Here is an 18,723-nt window from a genome sequence, read left to right as displayed (position 1 = left end):
CCAGCAGCCACGCCCCAGTTCCAGCCTTGGTGCCAACGCACTTACTCGAGCTCGAGAGATCGCACTTGAGATGGAACCACTCAGGTTGCCATGACTGCGTCGAGATACTCTTGCACCGGCTCGAAAAGCCCATATGGCACGTACTGCGGGATATCGCCATGGGCGACCCACGCAAGCTCAGCCAACTCCTCGGCGTCCGCGACATGAGCAGTACCGCCCACCACCTCACAGGCCGTGTACGACATCAACCGACCCGTCTTCGGGTGAATCCGCTCGCCGAGCAGCTTCATGGCGACCACCTCCACCCCGGTCTCCTCGTGGGTCTCTCGTACGGCGGCGTCTTCGCGGCTCTCACCCGGCTCAATTTCGCCGGCCGGGAACTGCCACGAGAGCTGTCCCTCGCTGACCCGGCGCCGCACCATGAGCACGCGCCCCTCGCTGACGACGATGGCCGCGGCGATGCCCGGCTGCTCCTCCGCGTTCTGCTGCGTTATGTCTGCTCCTCCAGGACAGCCAGGATGGGTGGGAAGATCGTATCGACGGGGATGAAGCGGGGGACCGAGTTTCTTGGGACCCACACGTCGTCGATGTTCTCGACTGCGTTCGTTGCCGAGGCGTAAGGCGGACTGCAGCAGGCAGGCGTAGCGGCCGGTCCAGCGCTCGACCACGTCCATGATGCTGCCCCCTCATCGTCGCTCTGGTGCAGGAACCTGCGCGCGGAAGGTGCACTCCTACCGCACTCGCACTGCATGGTCACGCAGCTGGAGCGTCGGAAGAATCGGAATCGCCAGGAGCCAGGCAAACACCCGCCACAGACTCAGCCCTTGGGCAGGCCACAGAAGGGGCGAGTCACGCTGCCGCGTAGCTCGCCAGGAACAGATTTTGCGCCCGCTCCACATCCCTCGGCGTACGCAACTGCACCTCCAGATCACCCGTCCCATGGTGACCGAGACCGGAGACATCCCGGGTGAATCCCGGGACAAGGTCGACGTCCTTCGGGTCAACCTTCAGGTAGACCAGCAGCTTGCTCCGCTGCGGCGGACAGAGGCAGGCGAAGTTCCGCAGCCGCTGGTACGCCCGGTACGTTTTGCGCTCGACGCGGTTCACACCGTCCCCGAGCGCGAGCAATGCCTCATCGACCGCGCTCTCCAGCTCAACCATCGACGCGTCCTGGATGCCGGCTGTCGCCCGGTCAACCGCCTGGCGGCGGGCTCGGCGTGCCGCCTGCATGCCGCCGCTCCCGGACGCCACGGTCTCAAGCCCGAGCAGGTCGCTCCCGAACAGTCGGTAGCGAACCAGGTCGATCGACCGCCGGTGCTCGTGCACGGCATGCACGTCGTAACGCGTGAAGTCGCCGGCGATACAGATCAGGCGAGGGCTGCTCCACAAGACCTGGGACGCGGCCATCATCCCGAGCCGGTCGAGGACCAGGTGCTCGAACTCGGCACGGTGGTCCATTAGCCACGCCAGGTAGAACAGGCCCTGGTTGATGACGCCGGCGTCGATGCCGCGCTTGTACTCGACGATGACCGGCGATCCGTTCTCGTCCAGCCCGAGCGAATCGACCCGGCCCTTGTGGACCGGCCCGGTGCCGTACTCACTCGCCAGGAAACGGACGCCTAGCAGCGTCTCCATGTGCGCCTCGACGAGACCCTGCACATCTGCCTCGACCTCAGCAAGACGCGGCATGACCTCGCTCACGCCACATTTCGATGCGTCCGTCCGGAACAACTTCAAGCCGACCACCCCCGTTATCGCATAGGAGATCGACAACGTCGGACGGGCAGAGATTTGTTTCCGCAACCGGCGCGAGTCACGTGAAGAAGGTGTGCCGGATGCCCGATCGACTGGGTCAGCTGCCCCGGCGCGCAGCACGCAGGCCGGTGGTACCCGTGATTCGTCGGCGTCCAGCACGAATCCAGCACACGACAGGAGATGCGGAGTTGACGGCAAATGACGAGGGGTCAGGAAATCCAGCACCTATCCAGCACGGTGAAAATTGAGGGGCCTGACTCCGAAGAGCCAGACCCCAATTGACCTGCAGTCGCGCAACGGAGCGAACTGTGACCTAGGCAACACTCAACTCATCCGTGGTAACCGTTCGTCACAGTGCTGGGCAATACAGTCAAGTGCTGGACTCTGCCGACTACTCTCCGGCATCGTGCCTCACGCTGTCAGAGTGAGCCCCTCCACGGCGAGCGAGGCAACATAGCCCCAAATCGCCGGTTAGCCAAACCGGCGATAACGCGGAGTATTGACGGTCACCGCGATGACCGGCGCATGCGGTGTCCGTAGGCCCGGCACGGGCTGCCCGCCAAGACGAAAGTAATCGGAATGCACACGCAGATCGAAGAGACTCTGGGCCCTCGCTATAGCCCCGCTCACATCCGCGCCACCTGGGACGGAACGGGGAGCGTGGAGGACGCCTCAAAGGCGCTGGGATTCTCACGGGCCAAGGGATACGACCTGATCCGCAACGGGCAGTTTCCGTGCCGTGTGCTACGCATCGGCCGTAAGACGCGTGTTGTCACGGCGTCTCTACTCCGCGTCCTCGAAAGCGGAGATCCGGAGTATAACGATGCGCGCGCCGGATGCCGCCCCACGCCCTAAGCCAGCTTCGATGAGGCTCCGCTTCCGGCGGAGCTTCGTCGTTCCAAACGCGCCCTTTCACTACCCCGCTCTGAAGGCAGGCTGGCCAGCCGTGTCACCGTCGCTGTCGTACCCCCACGCTACGGTGTCATCATCTTCGGTGAAGACGATTTACGGGATGGCGCCAGTGCAGCTCACCACCTGTTTCAACACGCTCCTCACGGACACGGTCAACCTGAGCCGGCTCCAGCTCGACATGCTCGACAACCGAGTGGACAGTGTCTACCGAGCCCTCAAGGCAGACGAGGAGATCGGACACCTCGTCCTCGACAAGATCCCTCAGGGTTCGTGGGCGCAGAGAACCATCATCAACCCGGTCGGCGACAAGGAGTTCGATGCCGACTTTCTCCTTCTGATGGAGGAGAACCCGGACTGGCACGGCAGCCCCAAGACCTACATCGACAAGGTCTACGCGGCACTGGACCGCCACAGCCGTTACCGCGAGATGCCGCACTCGCGCAAGTGCCGTTGCGTGCGTCTGGAATACAAGAACCTGATGCACGTGGACATCGTCCCGTACGTCCAGCTCAGCGACGGCCGCGAGGTCATCGTCAACCGGGACGACAACTGCTGGGAGGCGACGGACCCCGAGGGCTTCACGGCCTGGATGCGCAATCAGGACGACATCACCGGCGGGAACCTGCGCAGGGTCATCCGGCTGCTGAAGTACCTGCGCGACCACAAGAACTCCTTCACCGGAACCCGGTCGATCATCCTCACGACTCTGCTCGGAAACCAGGTCAGCGACACCAAGACGCTGATCGATCCGGGCTACTACGCCAACGTCCCCACGACCCTGCTCCACCTGGTCCAGGACCTCAACACCTACCTGCAGGCCAACCCCAACAAGCCGTCCATCGCCGACCCCTCCGGGTCGGGCGTCACGTTTGACCACCGCTGGACCCAGGACACCTACGCCTACTTCCGCGAGCGGATCCGTGTGCACACGGAGGAGATCGAGGCTGCCTACCACCATGCGGACAAGGAGACCAGCATCGAGCTGTGGCAGGGTCTGTTCGGCACCGGCTTCAAGGAGCCCGACGCCCAGCAGAGCAGCGCGAAGTTCCCCGCCGCGGCCGCGTCCGTGGCCGCCGTGACGACGACGGGGCGGTCGGGGCGCGCTGGATGAGCAAGCGAAAGCCCGGGCGGTTCGGCGCTCCCACACCGTGGCAGAGACAGGCGCTCGCGGATCTCCGCGCGATCGGCGCCGAGCAGCCGGACACCCTGCGCGTGGTGGGAGTGCCTGACCGTACGGACGACGGCGCCCTGGCAATCACGATCGAGATCGACACGAGGGGGACCGTCTCGGTGGAGGGAGGGATTCAGCTTCAGCCGCGCGAGCGGTTCGTTCTCAGCGTCTCGTCCTCCCCGCTACTCCCCCCACAAGTCGACGTCACGCACAACCGGTTCATCGGATACCGTCCTGCAGGGCCACCGGCTGTGCTTGTACCTGGACCCGCCGCGAGAATGGAACCCGGCAGGCGGCATCCGCTCCAGCCTAAACCGCCTGTGGGCCTGGCTCGGCGATGCCGCCGGCAACCGGTTCAACGCCTCAACCGCCCTCTATCACGCGGTCGGCGGAGTCCTGCATCAGTCCGCAGGAACACCCACCATCGTTGTGCGTGAACCCGTGCTCGGAAAGTGCGTCCAGGCCGGATACCTGATCCCAAGGACCGCTCAGCGCCTGGACCTCACCTTCACTCCACAAGAACCTCCCACGGCACGCCTGCCGGTCATCATCCTCCCCGCGCCCCTGCCAATGGGAGCCGGCACCACACTCGTCGAACTCCTCCAGCAGATCGATGCGCCACTCGCCAGCCGTGCCCCCACCGCCAGGCCGTTCGCGCCGGCCGTGCTGACCTCCCTCGCGACCAGCGTGGTGAGAAACGCTGAGGACACACCCCAATACCTCCTCCTGGCCGTACCCCACCCCGCCAGCGGCCCACCCCACCTGCTCGCGGGCCGAATCCCCGCAAGCGCCGCCAACGAACTCCGCAGCCTCGCAAGGCGCCAGCCCGGTTGCCTGAGCACTCTCACCCCCAGCGCGGTCAACCCGGCCCTCCCGATCGAGTGGTGCCGAGTGTCCGACGAACGGCATGCCGTCACAACCCGCCGCGACGACAACCGCCCCGTCAACAGCTACCAGAACAAGCACATCCACATCTGGGGCTGCGGAGGCATCGGATCCTGGACCGCCGAGTTCATCGCACGCGCAGGAGCAGCACGCATCACGCTGTGCGACCCCAGCGTCGTCACCGGCGGGCTGCTCGTCCGGCAGAACTTCCTCGAGACCGACCTCGGCGCGGCCAAGGCCGCCGCACTGGCTGACCGACTGCGTAACATCGACGACCGCCTGACCGTCGACATCGCTGAGGGCCTCGTCCCCGAGGGCGCCGAACAGATCATGAACCACGCCGACCTCGTGATCGACGCCACGGTCAGCCTGGCCATCGGGCAATGCCTCGATGTCCTCGCCCGCACACCCAACCGCAAGGCAACCCTCGCCCAGATCGCCACAGACACCCGCACCGGGACACTTGGCATCCTCACCGTCTGCGCACCGGGAACCCTCCAAGGCCCCCACAGCTTGGACTCCCTGGCTGGCTTTTCGGTACTTGACGACCACCAACTCGAGCTGTACCACGCCCTGTGGCAAGAAGCAGAGCCCGACGACGAACTCATACCGACCCGCGGCTGCTCCGTTCCCACCTTCCACGGATCCTCAGCCGACCTCGCCGCCGTCGCCGCCACGCTCACCACGTTTCTCGGCATGCAGCTGGCCGCGTCGAAGTCGGGAACCCACCTGGTCGCTCTTCCACACGCCCGCAGCGGACCGCATCATCACTACGTTCCCCATGTCCCCTAGCCGGGCCGGTGCGGCCAGACCGAGCGCCCATACCCCATACTTCCGCTGCACGGCACCACAGCAACAGACCGGTGTCCCCGAACCAAGGCCCACGACACACTCAACCCCCGCCTGCGCCAGTAGGAGTCGACCTGTGGCACGCAAGTCCATCCCCGACGTCGAGCGGCTCAAGGTCTGGGTCCGCGCCGGCGGACGATGTGAACTTTGCGGAACCTACCTTCTCGAGGGAAAACTCACCTATCAGGACTTCACCCTCGGAGAGCTCGCCCACATCGTGGGGCAGGACGCAACGCCGAAGTCACCGCGCGGCATGGACCCCCTCCCGAAGGACCAGCGCGACCTGGCTGACAACCTCATGCTGCTGTGCCGCGGCGAGCATAACGAAATCGACCGCAAGGGCTCTCTCGACGTCATGACGGTCGAACGGCTCCGGCGCATCAAGCGCGATCGGGAGGAGTGGATCCGGCGGCTGACCGCTCTTAACCCGGAAACCGGCACCGTGGTAATCCGGCTGATCGGACAAGTTCGCGGTCAGGAAGTCGAACTCACCAAGCCCACTGCCGCCGAGGCCGTCATCCGCTCCGAAGAGCGATTCCCCGACTTCCCCCTCAGCCTGCACGGCGACGGCTTCGAGATCGATCTACGACGCATACCCGGTGAGAAGGCCGGCGGGCCAGCGTACTGGGAACAGTGCCAGCAGCAAATCGATCGGGTCCTGGAACACAAGCTGGCGGAAGCGCTGCGTGAGGACTCAGTGCACCACGTGAGTGCCTTCGCCTTCGCGCGCTTGCCACTGCTTGCTTATTTCGGCTCCCGCTTGGACGACACATTCACCGTCTCCATCTACCAACGGCACCGCAGCACAGAATCCTGGTCCTGGCCCGACACGACGGACCGGATGGTGCGCTTCGTCACCGAGCCGCCTCTCTCTCCTGCCCCTGACGCCTCTGACGGAGTGCTGATATTGAACATCTCCGGATCGATCCAGGCAGAAGAGCTACCCCAACAGCTTGCCCTGCTTCCGTGCTGGACGATTCACCCGTACGACGTCACCCCGTCCGTCGACGTAATCAATTCCGTTCCCACGCTCAACGAGTTCACTACGGTGCTCCGGAAACTGCTCTCCGAACTGGAGGCCAACCACAAGAACCTACGACGACTGCACATACTGGCAGCTATCCCCGTGTCAGCTGCGGTGACGCTCGGCCGTGTCCACGATGCCAACGTTCACCCCGACCTGGTCATCTATGACCGCACCGCCGGCCAGTACACGGCAGCGTTGCGCATCTCTTGACGATCACGCACAAGGCGGCAAAAGCCTGCAGCAATGATTGCGTGCCCCAACTGCCCGTGCGATCAGGACCTGCAGCACCGTGACCGCCGAGTTCCGCCAACTGTTACGTAAGCGACTACGACTCCACAAGGGGCAGCACTTGCCTTACTCCGTGCTGCTCCTGGGGCGTCGCCGCGAGAGCGCACCGGTCGCGGCAAACCGTCGCGTTCCCTCGCAGGATTGACGCCTCGTACAGCCCGCGAAGCCCGGTCGCCTCTCAAGCCCCTATAGCGGGGGCCTACAATAAGTCGCCTGAACTGCATTGTGGCACGACGCCCTGGCCCCCGGTCAGGTTCCGGGTTGCGGACAGCGTCCGGCAACGAGCGGCGTGTAGCGATGCCACAATTCGGTTCTGGCCGCGATTTGGTGAATGATCTTGGATTTCTGGCTTGGCCTGCCGAGCTCTTGCTCCCGATCGGAAGACGGCAGTGTTCTGAGGTGGCGGAGTCGCCCGCCGCCCCCGTGTCCAGCCGGGGCTCCCCGCCAAGGGCGCCTTCGGCGTCACTCACGCGATGGTGGCTTCGCCCCCGTGTTGTCAGTGCCGCCTCCTACAGTGCTTCCATGTCTGACAACGAACGGCCGCCGAACCGCAGGCTGGTGGTGGCCGTGTATCCCGCCGGCACCCACCTCGACTGCTCCCGCGCCTCCTCCAACGGGATGCGCGGCAACGTACGCGACGACCGGGACAACTCGCTCATCGGCCAGGCCGAACTCTTTGACGCCCCCGACCGGTACGCCGCTGGCTACCAGGACGGCTACGACCACCGGTCCCACGACGACGAGTTCCTCCGTTACCTCGCGGACTTGCTCGCCCGCGAGGTGGTCCAGTGGTTGGGGGACCTCGCTTTTGACGCGGCAGCCCGCGGCTACGCCACCGCCCGCCCTCGTGTCAACGCCTGGATGCGCCAACGCGTGGACAAGCTGCGCAGCCGCTCACCGAGGGTCGCTGCAGCCACCCACCCCAAGCTCGCCCAGGAATCCGGTCCCGAGCACGTACCGCCGCGACCGGCCGCCGCGACCGCGGGCCACCACCGGGTGGACCCCGTGCTGCGCGCCGACCAAGGCGATGCCTGCGTGAACGCCGCCCTGGAGCGGATCAGCGCTCGGGCGGTCGAGGTCCACGGGATGGCCGCGCGCTACGCCGCGGACCTGCCTGCGGCCGATGCCGCCGACGAGGCCATGCGCCAGGCCGTGGCGGCGGCTGCGGCTGCGCCAGGACTAGCCGCCGCCGCTCTCCAACTCATCGCCTCTGACGAGGCGCTGGGCCTGACCCCTGAGCAGCAGATGTACATGTGGGAGCGTGCCGCCGAACTCGACCTCGCCGTGGTCGACGACCTCACTGGCACTCACACCATGCCGGCAGAGGACGTCGCGCTGCAGAGCCTTGGTGCGCGAGGGGCTAGAGGCTCGGCCAGCGAACCAACTCAGCCCTGATCGCTGTCAAGGCTCGCGGATCTCGGTGGCCGTCTGCCGGGATCGGCTGCCACGATGTGGCTGGCGAAGTCGCCCGCAAGGGTGCGGCAGCCCGAGAAGCAAGGGAGTCGTCCATGTTGCTGCGGCCCGGGGTCACCTGCGAGAAGGCGATCAGGTTCCTGGACGACCTGGTCCGGGGCGCCCTCAACGACGTCCGCAACTCCGTCCCGAACTTCGCCCAGCCGATGCTGGCGGGTGTGGAACCCTCGAAGCTGGCCGGGCCCGACCTGGTCGTGACGCTACGGCAGTACACCGAGTGGACCGCGACGACCGCCCGGCAACTGGCGGATGTCTTCGCCGACCCGGCGGTGCCAGCGCGGCTGCGCGGCGAGCACTACAGCCACATCGTGCACAGCCCCCTGACGCCCTACCGAACCGCGCTGCTGCTGCACTGGGAGTTGGACGAGCTGGCGACGTACTTCATGGAACTGCAGAACCAGATGCGGCAGACCGTGGAGGAGTACCGCAGCTACCGGCAGCGTGTGCTGGTCGTGGACGCGAACACCCTGCTGCACTGTCAGCGCTTCGACAAAATCCCGTGGTCTCGGGTGTGCGGGAAGGGCCCGGCGACGCTGGTGATCCCGCACGTGGTGGTGGAAGAGATCGACACCAAGTCCTACTCCGAGGGCAGCGAGAAGATCAGGAAACGGGCGCGCGGGGTCTACGAGCTGCTGGGCGACGTCCTCAAGGGGCTGTCCACCGAAGGTCGCTTCGAATTGCACGACGGCACCGAGGTCCAGGTCCTACGCGACGAGCTTGGGCACCGACGCCTGCCGAACAACGACGACGAAGCCGTGGCCCGCGCGGCCCACCTGCAGCAGGCCATAGCACCGCGTCAGATCACCGTCATCACGCGCGACAACGGGATGCGCGGCAAGGCCATGACCTGGTGCCTGCCCTGGGGCTTCCCACCGGACAAGTACCTGATCCCCGAGGACGGCTTCGGTGCGAAGCACCGAGAGGCGAATCTCGCGAGTATCAGCGTCGACGTCCCCGAGGACGGTGACGACACGTAGTCCCGCCTTGGGACCGCGGCCTTCCGTGACGGCTACGACCGGTGCTTCATCGGCCCGTGCCTCCGAGTAGATCGTTCACGGCGCCGCGGTCAGAACCGTTTTTCAAGGCTCTGGCCGCGGTTCCGCGAAGCCACGGAAGACGTGTGTGGACAGGCGGTGCATGAAGTTCAGAGACTCCCGGGTGCCCTGTGGCGGCGAACTGACCTATGACATCGCGAAGTTGCTCAAGGAAGTGGCGCAGACTGGCGGCCACGGCATAGCACTCGTCGTTCCAGGATGCAGTCCTGGACATGTGGACCGTCCGTTAGCCGCGAGAGAGTCCTGGTGTCGCGCGTCGCCCTGCGGCGTCGTCTCGCTCAGGCGCAGCGCGAAATCCGTGCAGCCGGTTCGCGGATGGATGATCCATAAGAAGGGCCCTAGTCGATCCGGCCGTTCCTGCTCCCGCACTCACATGACCCGATCGCGCTGGGGAGGGTACGCACCCCTCGTGCAGACGGATGAGCGGGTGCGATCGCAAATCAGGCACCCGAAAGAGTCACAGGCACACGGACCGCACGAGTCACCGACCGCATCGTGCGCGCCAGCGCGTTCGAACTCACAGAGAAGCCGCACCGAAGTACGCCGGTGCGGCTTCACCCTCTCACGGATCCGCGCAGAGATCTCGTCAGGACCGACCCCGGTGGGGCCTCGCCGTATCACCCGCGTATCACACGGCAATCACCAACTGGGCGGCCCTTCCCGGACCAGGAGGCTCTGACCTGCGCTTTCATGCCCCCGCTGGACTGGCGTAGACGTCCCTGGACGGTCTTTACAACCTGTGCCATGTGGTACCCAGTGAGGGCCCCAGGATCAGGACCGGAGCGTCTTCTGGCCCGTCAAAGCGGTATTGCAGGGTGTTCGGTGGTGTCTCGCTCACCCGTCCGAGCCTCTCATCTGTCACGAGATGTCACATCGCCGGGGTGAATCTAGCGGGTCTGGTCCCACTCTCACCAAGTCGGCTCTTCGAACTTGATGGGCGTCAGCAACTACCTGGTCGCGCAGCGCAGCCGCACGGCTGTCCGCTGCTGCCGACTCCACCACGGCGACCTGCGCCGTCGCTCACTTCGGCAGGGCGTCCTCTGGTGCGAGGGGCACACCCCGGCAGCTGATGCCCCACCAAGTTCGAAGAGCCACCAAGTCGCTCGGTTGGTAGACCTCATGGGTCACGCCTTCTCCTTCGCCGCAGCCCCGTGCAGGCCATCCCATGTGGTGGCGGCTCCGCGAAGATCAGGCGAGGTCGTCTGCGGATTCGATGTACGACGAGCTCTCGGAGGGGACGTGCCGGAGATCTGGGCCGGACTGGACATCGGCACGACGCATCACCACTGCGTCGTGATCAATGCGGAAGGCACACGTCTGCTGTCCCGCCGGGTTCAGAACGACGAGACCGAGCTGCTCGAAGTCATCGGCGACGTCCTGGAGATATCCCAGGATGTACTGTGGGCCGTCGACCTCAATCACGGCGGCGCCGCGCTGCTGATCGGCCTGCTGGTCAACCACGATCAGCCTGTCACCTACCTCACCGGCCTGGCCGTGCACCGGGCCTCGGGCACCTGTCGAGGCGAGGGAAGGACCGACGCCAAGGACGCATTCGTCATCGCCGACCAGGCCCGCGTCCGCCGCGATCTCGGCTTGCTGCGGCCGGGCGACGAAAGCGCATCAGGGCGTGCTCGTCGCCCTGCTTGATCTTCCCCGTCACATTGATCACCTCGAGCTTCCAATCGCCGCCGACCCGCATCGCCTTGGCCACGGCGCAGCCGTTGTCCTGGGTCAGCAGGCTCGGCCAGATGCCGGCGACCTGCTGCGAGCTGCCGCCGGTCGCGTCGTAGACCTTGAAGCTGATGTTGCGCGCCTTCTGGAAGGAGCTGCCGTTCATGACCCGCTGCGCGGCAGGGACGGATCGGACCGGCTGGGCCGCCACGCAACGGCCCAGCCGGTCCTTCACCGGCGGGTTACGGAAGGAAACGAGTCTCCCGCGGCCCGCGCGACCGGTCCGGCGGGGGTTGGACGGACCGGTTGCCTCACCGGTTGACGCGCGGCGCCGTGAACCTCGTCAGCGCACGTCCTTTGTACGAGGGACTCGGTTTCGGCAGGGTTTCGCCGCGGAAAGGGTCACCCTTCCGGGTCGCCGGCGAAGAAGTCGACGATCGCGGAATTCACCGCTTCGGGTTTCTCGAGGTAGCCGTAGTGGCCGCAGCCGGGGATCTCGGTGTACCTGGCGGCGGGAATGGCCGCGGCGACCTCGCGGGCCAGTGCGGGGCGGACGATGAGGTCGTCGCCGAATCCGATGACGAGGCAGGGAACGTCGATGTTCCGGTATTCCGGGAGCCGGTCCGGAATCAGCTCCAGGCCCAGTTGTCCGCGCGCCGCGGAGAGGTCGACTCCGGACATCTCGAAGACCCCGAGCCAGTCCTGGAGTTGTTCGTCGTCGCTGAGCGTCTCGGGCGAGAGGTTCTGCAGGGCCTGCACATAGGCGGCGTAGCGGGGCGGGAGCCGGATGCCGCTGTCGGCGAGTTCGACGTCGGCGGCCGTCATGGCCCTGAGCAGGGTGTCGGTACGGCCGGTGGTGGCCATGAGGACGGCTTGGCCGACCAGTTCGGGCCGGGCCACCAGCAGTTCCTGGACGATGATCGCGCCGAGGGAGAAGCCGACGACGCGGCACGGCGCCGCGCCGAGGTGCTCGATGAGGCCTGCGACGTCGGCTGCCATGTCGGCGAGGGTGAATCCGTCCGGGCAGAGGTCGGAGGGCGCGATCCCGCGGTTGTCCACGGTGATCGCGCGGTAGCCGGCGCGTTTCAGGGCGGGTACCTGGTGGGTGCGCCAGATCCGGCCGGGGGCGCCGGTTCCGGTGACCATGACGACCGGTTCGCCGGCGCCGTGGTCGTCGTAGCTGAGCTTGATCCCGTTGATCCGGATGACCGGCATCGGCGTGCCCCTCCTCGAGTGCGGGCTGTCGGATGGAAGGCCCGGGTCCGCCGGTGAGCCGTGGGGACGCTCACCGGCGGACCCGGAGTCGGTGGTTCAGCGGCCCGACCAGACGGGGTCGCGTTTCTCGGCGAACGCCCGCGGGCCCTCGACCGCGTCGCCGCTGCGCCTGCGGCGTTCCTCCCAGGGGTACCGGGCGGTGAACGCCTCCTCCAGCGGCAGGTCGAAGGACTTCAGCGCGGCCTCGCGGATGGCGCGGACCGACAGCGGGGCGCCGCGGACCAGGTCCTCGGTCCACTGCGCGACGCAGGCGTCGAGCCGGCCGGCCGGGACGACCTCGTTGACGAGCCCGTACCGCAGGGCGGTCGCGGCGTCGAGCCGGCGGGCGGTGAGCAGATAGCCCATGGCGACCTTCTGCGGCAGCTGCCGGAACAGCCGGAACACGCCGCCGGCACCGGGGATCAGCCCGAGCCGCACCTCGGGGAGCGCGAACTCCGCGTTCTCCGAGGCCACGACGAGGTCGCAGGCCAGGGCCAGTTCGAAGCCGCCGCCGAGGGCGAGGCCGTTGACCCGCGCCACGACCGGCTTGGAGAGCGTGAACCGGTCGGTGAGCCGGGGCCAGCCGGGCTGGCCGCGGCTGCCGAAGGTCGTGGGCGCGCTGCCGCCGGCGTCGAGCCGGGCCCGTTCCTTCAGGTCCTGCCCGACGGTGAAGGCACGCTCCCCCGCGCCGGTCAGCACCGCGACCCGCACCTCGTCGTCCGCCTCGACGTCGTCCCAGACGTCCGCGAGTTCCGCGTGCATCCGGGTGTCCATGGCGTTGAGGACCCGGGGGCGGTCGAGGGTCACGTACGCGACGTGGTCCTTCTTCTCGTACCGCACCCGGGGGCGGTCGGCGTCCTGCGTCACGACGAGCCCCCGCCGAACCGGCCAGCCTTGTCGATGACGTCCTCGCCGTACAGGCGCAGGGCCTGCTGGAGGGCGAACTCGGCCATGTACCGGCGGAACTCCTCCGGCGGTTCCTCGGCGAGGTTGAGCATGCGCCGGTTGGCATTCACCGCGGGGGCCCCCAGCCGCTCCACCGCCCGCTCGACGGCCGCGTCGACGCCGTCCGGCTCGGTGACCTCGTCGACGAGCAGCCGCGCGTCGGGTTCGCTCGCCATGAGCCGGCGGCCGTGCAGGATGACCTGGCGCGAGATCCGCGGGCCGGCGTGCCGGCCGAGCCGGAAGTTGGCGGCCCCCGGCACGATCCCCTCCTTGGCGGCGGGCAGGCTGAGGAACGCGTCGGAGGCGGCGACCACGTGGTCGAACACGTACAGCAGCTGGGCGCCGCCGCCGATGGCGAACGAGTCCACCGCCGCGACCCAGGGCTGCTCGACGGTGGGCGTGTGCCAGGATCCGTCGTGGTCCACGAGCACGCCGCGGAGGAGCTTGTGGATGTAGCCGAGCTCGCGGCGGAGCAGGAAGTCGACCAGCGAGATGTCGCCGGCGTGCAGGCTCTTGAGGTTGATGCCCGCGCTGAACACCCGCCGGCCCCGGTAGCGCGGATGGGTCATCTCCCCGCCGCGCAGCACGCCCACGCGGACGTCCGGGTCGAGCAGGGCCAGGTCGACGACGGTCTCCATGTCGTCGACCTGCCGGTCGTCCTCGGCGTTGAGGCAGTCGACCCGGCACATCGTCAGGTGCGCGGCGCCGTCGCGGCGTTCCAGCCGTACCGAGTCGGTCTGCATGACGCCGGTGCGGCGGAACTCCGGCAGCAGGCCCAGCGCGCGCGGCGTCGGCCGGAGCATCGCGTCCATCAGGTGGGGGCCGGCGACCGGGGAGCGCAGGACGGCCCGCAGGAGGATGCCCTGGTCGATCTCGTGGCCCTCCTTGTCCGCCTGGGGCCGGCTCCGCTCGGACGCGAGCCGGTCCGCGGACGGCACGAGCCCGGGAAAGGCGTCCGCGGCGGCCGCGACGAGTTCGGGGAGCCGCGGGCTCGCGGTGCGCCCGTCGGTGAGCCGGTCGTACACGGCCTCGGCGTGGGCGTCGAGGAACCGGGCGCGCAGGGCGCGGGCGGCGTTCTTCGCGGCGTCGGCCTCGGCGCGCTGCTCCGGGTCGCGGGCGCCGGGAGCGGGCAGCGCCGCCGTGACCTTGTCGGCGTGTTCGGCGGCCTCGGTCAGGGCCGCCCAGAGGGCGCCGCCGACAACGGCGCCCTCCTGCGCCGGGGCCGCCGTCATGCGGCGACCTCCGGGGCGCTCTGGCGCAGGGTCCGGTCGCAGGCCGCGAGGTGCGGGCCGAGCGCGTCCTCGAAGCTGGTCGACGCCGCGTCGAAGAGGAGCTGACGGCGGATGGCGAGCTCCTTCCCGGACAGGCCGCCGAGCAGCTTCGCGGTGGCCGCGACCGCGTCCGACGGGTCGTCGGCCAGCTCGTCGACGAGCCCCAGGTCCAGGGCCTCGGAGGCGCGGACGGGCAGCCCGAGCAGGACGGCGCGCCGCACCCGGGCGGCGCCGGCCTGCTGGACGAGCCGGTGGGCGCTCATCCCCGGCCAGGTGGCGTCCCCGTGCAGCGGGACCAGGAACCGGGCGTCCGGAGTGGCGAAGCGGACGTCGGTGGTCAGGAAGGCGTCGAGGGCGGCGCCCCCGCAGTCGCCGGAGGCCACGGCGACGGTGGCCACCGGCAGCCGTTCGAACCGGCGCAGCACGCGCTCCCACTTGGTGACCAGGGAGACGTCCAGGGCGTCCGCCCAGCCGTCCACCGGGGCGCCGGCGACCCGTACGGTCACGATGCCGGCGGCGCCGTCCTCGGCACGGTCGCAGAGGTCCGCGATCTCCTTGATCGAGGCGAGCGTCAGCGGCTCGGTCCCGTCGATCGTCAGCGTCAGCGTCTCGCTCACCTTGTCTCCTGCCCTCACCACTGGACCAGTGCCGTCTCGAGCGTGGAACCCGGCCCCATGGTCATGAGCACGCCGTATTCGCCGGGCTTCGTGACCTGCTCGTCGAGGAGCCTTTCGTACGAGAAGAGGAACGACCCGCTGGACACGTTGCCGTAGTCGCGCAGCACCCCGACCGTGTGCCGCAGGTCGTGGCGGGTCAGCCCGAGGTTGACGATCACGGCGTCGATGACCTTCTTGCCGCCGGAGTGCACCAGCCAGTGGGCGATGTCGCTGCGGCGCAGCCCGGTGCCCTGGAGCAGCCGGTCGACGACGATCTCGGCGTGGGCGCCCACGACGTACGGGACATGCGGGTCGAGGTAGAAGCTGAACCGGTCCTGCTCCCGGTCCCAGTCGTAGCGCATGGCGCCGATCGCCTCGGGGATGATGCAGCTGGCGAACTTGCGGACGCTCGGGCCCTGCGGCTCGTCCAGCGTCTCGTCCGCCTGGCCCGCGACGAGCGCGATGGCCCCGGCGCCGTCGCCGAAGAGGCTGTTGACGACCGCGGTGCGCATCGTGGAGTCCATGGCGTAGGCGGCGGAGCAGGCCTCGGCGCACAGGACGACGGCGAGTTCGCCGGGGTGCGCGGTGGCCCAGCCGGACACGACGCCCAGGGCGTTCAGACCGGCGTTGCAGCCCATGCCGACGATGTCGCTGCGGCTGCAGTGCCGGTCGATGCCCAGCTCACGGATGAGGTGGGCGCTCAGGCCCGGGGTGAGGAAGCCGGTGGTCGTCACACAGCACAGGTGGCGCAGGTCGGACAGCTCGGCGCCGGCCCGCTTCAGGCAGGCGTGCAGCGCTTCGGCGCCCATCTCGATGGCGACCGCCTTGTGCTTGTCCAAGAGATCGCCCTGCGGCTCCGGGACGCGGATCCCCTCGTCGTTCGGCTCGGGCAGGGTGAGGAAGCGCCGGTCGATCGCGCTGTTGGCGAAGACGGAGACGATCTTGGGATCCGTGATCTCGAAGGCGTCGAGCACCTCCTGCTGGGAGTAGGACGTGGCCGAGGCGGCGGTGCCCACTCCGATGATGCGCGGACGCAAGGAGGTCAACGGGTCCGGGACGACGGGTCGTTCGATGCTGATGGTCACCGGAAGGTCCACCCCCACATGCGCGGCTTGCTGCGCGGTTTCTGGCCGGTCGTACGGTTCGTCACGTGCTTCGCCCTTCTGGGAGACGCGGGACTGACGGCCGGGCTGGCGCCGGGCCGGTACGGGACTGGTGCGAGGTTCGGTTACCGGGCGCTCTGGGCCGCGATGAAGCGCGCGAGCCGTGCGACGCCCTCTTCGATCTCCGCATGCGTCAGATAGCTGGTGGACAGCCGGATTCCGTGGTGGCCGCCGCCCTGCGGATAGAAGTACGACATCGGCGTCCAGATGACGCCGAACTCCTGCGCGGACCGGGTCAGCGCCTCGTTGTCCGCGCGGAACGGGACGTGCAGCGTGAGGAAGAAGCCGCCGGTCGGCTCGTTCCAGCGCACGCCGAGCTCGGCCCGGCGCTCGGCGGGCAGGCGCCGGTCGAGGCTGCGCAGCGTGGCCTGCATCGCGTCGCCGTAGTACGCGGCGGCCTCGGCGTTCAGCTCCGAGACGCGTCCGCCGGCGGCAAGCAGGGCGCCAGCCACGGCGGCCTGGCTCAGCGACGAGGTGTTCACCGTGACCATGCTCTTGATCTTGGCGAGTTCGTCCGCGAGCAGGGTGGTCCGGCCGGTGTCGTCCACCACCCGCTGGTCGGCGACGACGAAGCCGACCCGGGCGCCGGGGAAGACGGTCTTGGCGAAGGAGCCGAGGTGCACGACGCTGCGGGCGCGGTCCAGGGACTTCAGGCTCGGCAGCGGCGTCCCGGGGCTGACCAGCCGGTACGGGCTGTCCTCCAGGAGGAGGATCCCGTGCCGCTCGGCGAGTTCCAGCAGTTCGGCTCGGGTCTGGCGGCTCAGCGTCGTGCCGGACGGGTTGGAGTGGTCGGGGATCACGTAGAAGGCGCGGGGGCGTCGCCCGCGGGCCCGCTCCCGCCGGATCGCCGCTTCGAGGTCCGCGCAGGAGAAGCCGTCCTCCCGCTCCTCCACGGCCGTGACGGCGAGGTCCAGCAGTCGCGCCGCGCCGGTGATGCCCACGTAGCAGGGGCTGGCGACGAGCAGGACGTCGTCGGGGCGGGAGAGGAGCGCGCGCAGCACGAGCAGCATCGCCTCCTGCGCGCCGACGGTCACCACGATCGACTCGGCGGGCACGTCGACGTTCTCGTCGGCGCGCAGCGAGTCGGCGACGATCTCGCGGATCTGGCCGGCCGTGGGGCCGTACTGGTACATGGCGGTGCGGATCTGCCGGGCCGAAGCGCCCTGCTCGGCCAGGTGGTCCAGGTAGCGGCGGATGTGGGTGAAGACGTCCTCGGTGTCGAAGAACCCGTCGTACGGGCGGCCGGGCGCGAAGGACACGGCGTCCGGGTAGCGGTGGGTGACCTCGTTGAGGAAGTTCATCGTGTCCAGGACCGGGTCCGACACGCTGGCGTGCAGCTCGGCCCTGCTCAGCTCGGCGTCCCCGCCGGCCCGCGGGGCGGCGGCCGCGGGGCCGTGCGCGGGGCTGTGCGGGGCGCCGTGCGCGGTGCGGAGCAGGTCCGGGCCGGCCTCGGCGGCCGAACCGGTTCCGGTGAAGGCGAGCGCCTCCCGCAGCTCTCCGGCGAGACCCTCCAGCACCTCCGCGACGCCTTCGCGTCCGCCGACGACCAGGCCCTCCAGGACCGGCCGGTCGACGAGCACCGCGTCGGCGCCGAGGGCGAGGGCCACCAGGACGTCGGCGCCGCGCCGGACGCCGCAGTGCAGCAGGACCGGGACCCGGCCCGCGACGGCCTTGGCGACCTGCGGCAGCGTGGCCAGCTCCTCGGCCACGAGGCCGTCGGCGCCCGCTTCGAGGGCGGCCACCGCGTCGGCGGCCGCACGCACCCCCGCGACCAGCAGCGGCAGGGAGCAGACCGAGCGGAGCCGGGCGAGGTCCGGCCGGGCGCCGTCCCCGGCGGACGGACCGGGATCCGGCGTGAGCACCAGGGCCTCGAAGCCGGCCGCCGCCGCGCTCCGCGCCAGGCGCCGCATCGCGTCGACGTCCCGGGCGGCGGGGACGCGCAGCCACACAGGGCCCCCGGCCGCCGCCGCGAGTTCCGCGAGGCTCCGGCCGGTGAACGCGCTCACCACCACCGGGAGTCCGGCCGGGCCGGCGGCCAGCACCACGTCGGGCTCGTCCTCAGGCCGGACCAGTCCGGCCAGCGGGCCGACGGCGAGGGGCGCCGGCCAGGTGCGGCCGAGGATCTTCGTCGCGGTGTCGGGCGGGCCCGGCTGTCCGGACCTGCCCTGCCGCAGCCCCGTCCGCCCGAAGGCCTCCCGGTTGCCGGCGCTCGCACGTTCCCGGGCCGTCAGGAATTCCGAAGGAATGGAATCCAGGATTTCCCGCGCCAGGCGCGCATAGTCGTCGAGACTCCGTGCGGCCATGGATTCCCCCCGTGCGGCTTCAGTCAATTACCGAGCTCGGATTTC

The 18,723-nt window shown here is 68.8% G+C and carries 14 protein-coding genes and 3 pseudogenes; 7 read left to right on the top strand and 10 right to left on the bottom strand.

What is annotated here, in order from left to right; all coding sequences use genetic code 11:
- Positions 1-80: 80 nt before the first annotated feature.
- From ACFY4A_RS17845 to ACFY4A_RS17835, 3 genes and pseudogenes are all read right to left on the bottom strand, one after another.
- The gene (locus ACFY4A_RS17845) at positions 81-494 is read right to left on the bottom strand and encodes an NUDIX hydrolase (protein WP_356307362.1); all 414 of its coding nucleotides are present in this window, start codon (positions 492-494) and stop codon (positions 81-83) included.
- A pseudogene (locus ACFY4A_RS17840) lies at positions 491-601 on the bottom strand (NUDIX hydrolase); the annotation flags it as partial. The gene ACFY4A_RS17845 and the pseudogene ACFY4A_RS17840, both read right to left, overlap by 4 nt.
- A gap of 248 nt (positions 602-849) precedes the next feature.
- Positions 850-1,746 (bottom strand): transporter, encoded by an 897-nt coding sequence (locus ACFY4A_RS17835; protein WP_390830445.1) that lies wholly within the window; start codon positions 1,744-1,746, stop codon positions 850-852.
- 588 nt (positions 1,747-2,334) lie between these two features.
- Between ACFY4A_RS17835 and ACFY4A_RS17830 the strand changes: the two genes are divergently transcribed.
- The 7 genes and pseudogenes from ACFY4A_RS17830 to ACFY4A_RS17800 all read left to right on the top strand — a co-directional run.
- A complete protein-coding gene (locus tag ACFY4A_RS17830) occupies positions 2,335-2,610 on the top strand; it encodes a helix-turn-helix transcriptional regulator (RefSeq protein ID WP_390830362.1) in 276 nt (91 codons plus the stop codon).
- 157 nt (positions 2,611-2,767) lie between these two features.
- Complete coding sequence (locus ACFY4A_RS17825) at positions 2,768-3,778, top strand: cyclic GMP-AMP synthase DncV-like nucleotidyltransferase (protein WP_390830361.1); 1,011 nt, start codon at positions 2,768-2,770, stop codon at positions 3,776-3,778.
- A gap of 489 nt (positions 3,779-4,267) precedes the next feature.
- Positions 4,268-5,515: a ThiF family adenylyltransferase gene (locus ACFY4A_RS17820; RefSeq protein ID WP_390830360.1), complete on the top strand. Its 1,248-nt coding sequence runs from the start codon at positions 4,268-4,270 to the stop codon at positions 5,513-5,515.
- A gap of 133 nt (positions 5,516-5,648) precedes the next feature.
- Positions 5,649-6,809, top strand: coding sequence for an HNH endonuclease (locus ACFY4A_RS17815; protein WP_356307368.1), 1,161 nt, complete (start codon positions 5,649-5,651; stop codon positions 6,807-6,809).
- 600 nt (positions 6,810-7,409) lie between these two features.
- Positions 7,410-8,282, top strand: a complete 873-nt coding sequence (locus tag ACFY4A_RS17810; RefSeq protein ID WP_390830359.1) for a hypothetical protein — start codon at positions 7,410-7,412, stop codon at positions 8,280-8,282.
- Between the two features lie 113 nt (positions 8,283-8,395).
- Positions 8,396-9,337: a PIN domain-containing protein gene (locus ACFY4A_RS17805; protein ID WP_390830358.1), complete on the top strand. Its 942-nt coding sequence runs from the start codon at positions 8,396-8,398 to the stop codon at positions 9,335-9,337.
- Between the two features lie 1,317 nt (positions 9,338-10,654).
- Positions 10,655-11,035: pseudogene (locus tag ACFY4A_RS17800) on the top strand (IS110 family transposase); the annotation flags it as partial.
- Here the strand turns inward: ACFY4A_RS17800 and ACFY4A_RS17795 are convergent.
- From ACFY4A_RS17795 to ACFY4A_RS17765, 7 genes and pseudogenes are all read right to left on the bottom strand, one after another.
- Positions 10,971-11,246: pseudogene (locus tag ACFY4A_RS17795) on the bottom strand (hypothetical protein); the annotation flags it as partial. The pseudogenes ACFY4A_RS17800 and ACFY4A_RS17795 sit on opposite strands and share 65 nt — an antisense overlap.
- 242 nt (positions 11,247-11,488) lie before the next feature.
- Entirely contained in the window at positions 11,489-12,301 is an 813-nt protein-coding gene (locus ACFY4A_RS17790) for an alpha/beta fold hydrolase (protein ID WP_390830357.1), read from the bottom strand.
- A gap of 96 nt (positions 12,302-12,397) precedes the next feature.
- Positions 12,398-13,207, bottom strand: a complete 810-nt coding sequence (dpgD, locus tag ACFY4A_RS17785) for an enoyl-CoA-hydratase DpgD (protein ID WP_390830356.1) — start codon at positions 13,205-13,207, stop codon at positions 12,398-12,400.
- A complete protein-coding gene (gene dpgC / locus ACFY4A_RS17780; RefSeq protein ID WP_390830355.1) occupies positions 13,204-14,517 on the bottom strand; it encodes a (3,5-dihydroxyphenyl)acetyl-CoA 1,2-dioxygenase DpgC in 1,314 nt (437 codons plus the stop codon). The genes dpgD and dpgC overlap by 4 nt, the downstream gene beginning before the upstream one ends.
- Positions 14,514-15,173, bottom strand: a complete 660-nt coding sequence (gene dpgB, locus ACFY4A_RS17775; protein WP_390830354.1) for an enoyl-CoA-hydratase DpgB — start codon at positions 15,171-15,173, stop codon at positions 14,514-14,516. Before dpgB ends, dpgC begins: the two co-directional genes overlap by 4 nt.
- Before the next feature lie 14 nt (positions 15,174-15,187).
- Positions 15,188-16,297 (bottom strand): 3,5-dihydroxyphenylacetyl-CoA synthase DpgA, encoded by a 1,110-nt coding sequence (gene dpgA / locus ACFY4A_RS17770; RefSeq protein WP_390830353.1) that lies wholly within the window; start codon positions 16,295-16,297, stop codon positions 15,188-15,190.
- A 143-nt stretch (positions 16,298-16,440) separates the two neighbouring features.
- Complete coding sequence (locus ACFY4A_RS17765; RefSeq protein WP_390830352.1) at positions 16,441-18,678, bottom strand: aminotransferase class I/II-fold pyridoxal phosphate-dependent enzyme; 2,238 nt, start codon at positions 18,676-18,678, stop codon at positions 16,441-16,443.
- Positions 18,679-18,723 lie beyond the last annotated feature (45 nt).

Source organism: Streptomyces sp. NPDC001292, from assembly GCF_042896465.1.
Lineage (GTDB): Bacteria > Actinomycetota > Actinomycetes > Streptomycetales > Streptomycetaceae > Streptomyces.
Note: the sequence above shows the minus strand (reverse complement) of the source record. Positions and strands in the feature narration are given on the sequence as shown.

Bases quoted from the DNA above. Each gene is read 5' to 3' on its own strand.
- ACFY4A_RS17830 (WP_390830362.1), top strand. From the start codon at position 2,335: ATGCACACGCAGATCGAAGAGACTCTGGGCCCTCGCTATAGCCCCGCT.
- ACFY4A_RS17825 (WP_390830361.1), top strand. From the start codon at position 2,768: ATGGCGCCAGTGCAGCTCACCACCTGTTTCAACACGCTCCTCACGGAC.
- ACFY4A_RS17810 (WP_390830359.1), top strand. From the start codon at position 7,410: ATGTCTGACAACGAACGGCCGCCGAACCGCAGGCTGGTGGTGGCCGTG.
- ACFY4A_RS17805 (WP_390830358.1), top strand. From the start codon at position 8,396: ATGTTGCTGCGGCCCGGGGTCACCTGCGAGAAGGCGATCAGGTTCCTG.
- ACFY4A_RS17790 (WP_390830357.1), bottom strand. From the start codon at position 12,301: ATGCCGGTCATCCGGATCAACGGGATCAAGCTCAGCTACGACGACCAC.
- dpgC (WP_390830355.1), bottom strand. From the start codon at position 14,517: ATGACGGCGGCCCCGGCGCAGGAGGGCGCCGTTGTCGGCGGCGCCCTC.
- ACFY4A_RS17765 (WP_390830352.1), bottom strand. From the start codon at position 18,678: ATGGCCGCACGGAGTCTCGACGACTATGCGCGCCTGGCGCGGGAAATC.